A 1,911-nucleotide genomic window follows, 5' to 3' on the forward strand; every position below is an offset into this window, starting at 1 on the left:
GCTACCGTCCTCCCGTGCGAAAACGGCACCGATTAGCGCTTTCGCTTGATGAAAGAGAGGAGATATCCAGAGGGCTGGTAGCAAAACTCAGTATCAGGGACATTGCCGCCAAATTATCAAGAGCGCCCTCAACGATTAGCCGCGAGGTCAGGAGGCACGGTGGTGCAAAACAATACCGTGCAGCAAAAGCCGATGCTACTGCGTGGGAAAATGCACTGAGACCAAAACCTTGCAAGCTAATTGAAAGCCCAGCATTGTGTAAAATCATTGCAGAGAAGATGCATCAGGACTGGTCGCCGGAACAGATCGCCGGTTGGCTGAAACGCTGTTATCCGGATAATCAGGAAATGCATGTGTCACACGAAACGATTTATAAAACGCTTTTTATACAAACCCGGGGAGCATTAAAAAAAGAGTTGCAGCAATGCCTCAGAAGCGGAAGAGCAGTGCGTAGATCCAGAACGTCATCGCTTAAAGGGAAAGGATTAGGGTCAATCCCGGACACGATACCTATCAGCGAAAGGCCACCAGAGGCGGCTGACAGAGCCATTCCAGGTCACTGGGAAGGTGACTTGATTCAGGGCTCGAAAAACTCCTATATCATCACCCTCGTAGAACGTCATTCCCGTTTTGTTATGCTGGCGAAGATCAGAGACAACAAGACCATAACGGTTATATCTGCACTCATCAGACAAGCCCGGGAATTACCTGCTGAGCATTATAAAACATTAACTTGGGATCGTGGAGCTGAAATGACCAGCCACACACGATTTACTATAGCGACAGACATTCAGATTTATTTTTGTGATCCTCAATCTCCCTGGCAACGAGGCTCAAATGAAAATACGAACAGATTGCTCAGACAATATTTTCCAAAAGGAACTGACTTATCGGTTCACAGCCAGCAAAGACTTAACAGTGTTGCCAGACAGCTCAACGAAAGGCCGAGAAAAACGCTAGACTATGAATCACCAGCAGAACGGTTCAATAAGTGTGTTGCGTCCATCAGTTGAACTCACAGCCAAAAGCGGACATTGATACCATTGATCTATGTTAGCTTATGAGGATCAAATCAGGATGTCCTCATGGGTGATATGAGGACATTGCTGATGTCGTGATATGCTCATTAGTAGTAAACAATCACTATCGTTTTGTCTCGCAAGCAATCTTCAGAGCTAACCCTGCCAGTACAGTACCCATAAACCAACGTTGCGCTTTTATCCATGAAGGACGACTTGAAAGAAACCCTGCTATTGAACCTGCAACGAGGACAATCATGGAATTTACCATCAGGCTTATAAAGATTTGGACACATCCAAGGGCCAGTGACTGACTTAGAACGCTGCCATGGTCTGGTTGAATAAATTGCGGAAGCAAAGATAAGTACATGATGGCAATTTTAGGGTTAGCGAGATTAGTAATGAAGCCCATCATAAATAGTTTATTAGGGCCATCAACCGACATCTCTTTAACAGAAAAAGGGGCATTCCCACCGGGTTTTACAGCTTGCCAGGCGAGATAGAGAAGGTAAGCAGCTCCGCCAAAACGAAGTAAATCATAGGCATACGGAATGGCAAACACAAATGCTGTTATGCCGAATGCGGCACAAAGCATGTAGAAGATAAAGCCAAGCGCAACGCCGCCCAGGGAAATAAGCCCAGCGCGTTTTCCCTGGCAAATGGAGCGAGAAATTAAATAGATCATGTTTGGGCCGGGAGTTAATACCATTCCTAACGCAACCAGACCAAAAGTAAAAATATGTACGTAATCAGGCATAACTTATCTCCAGGGAAGGTTATGCCCAGACGCGCGGCTAGCAATGACCCATGCTCCCCGATAGTGATCTATCTTTAAGCGTCAGTAACATGAGCGCATTTATTATTACACAATTTCAACAACACAGGGCTTCGC

At 45.8% G+C, this 1,911-nt stretch carries 2 protein-coding genes and 1 riboswitch; of the genes, one reads left to right on the top strand and one right to left on the bottom strand.

The genetic code is table 11. The features are described 5' to 3' along the window. Positions 1-1,013, top strand: a 1,013-nt coding sequence (locus tag CW267_RS29730; RefSeq protein ID WP_101148716.1) for an IS30-like element ISCfr4 family transposase, incomplete at its 5' end; no start/stop codon positions are given. A gap of 130 nt (positions 1,014-1,143) precedes the next feature. Here CW267_RS29730 and CW267_RS29735 read toward each other — a convergent pair. Continuing rightward, the gene (locus CW267_RS29735) at positions 1,144-1,776 is read right to left on the bottom strand and encodes a LysE family translocator (RefSeq protein ID WP_100781525.1); all 633 of its coding nucleotides are present in this window, start codon (positions 1,774-1,776) and stop codon (positions 1,144-1,146) included. Positions 1,777-1,792: 16 nt separating this feature from the next. Further along, positions 1,793-1,875: riboswitch (ZMP/ZTP riboswitch) on the bottom strand. Between the last annotated feature and the right edge of the window lie 36 nt (positions 1,876-1,911).

This window comes from Klebsiella sp. X1-16S-Nf21, assembly GCF_002837615.1.
Lineage (GTDB): Bacteria > Pseudomonadota > Gammaproteobacteria > Enterobacterales > Enterobacteriaceae > Klebsiella > Klebsiella variicola.

What these genes read in the sequence shown, in the direction of transcription:
- CW267_RS29735 (WP_100781525.1), bottom strand. Translation starts at nt 1,776, where the DNA reads ATGCCTGATTACGTACATATTTTTACTTTTGGTCTGGTTGCGTTAGGA.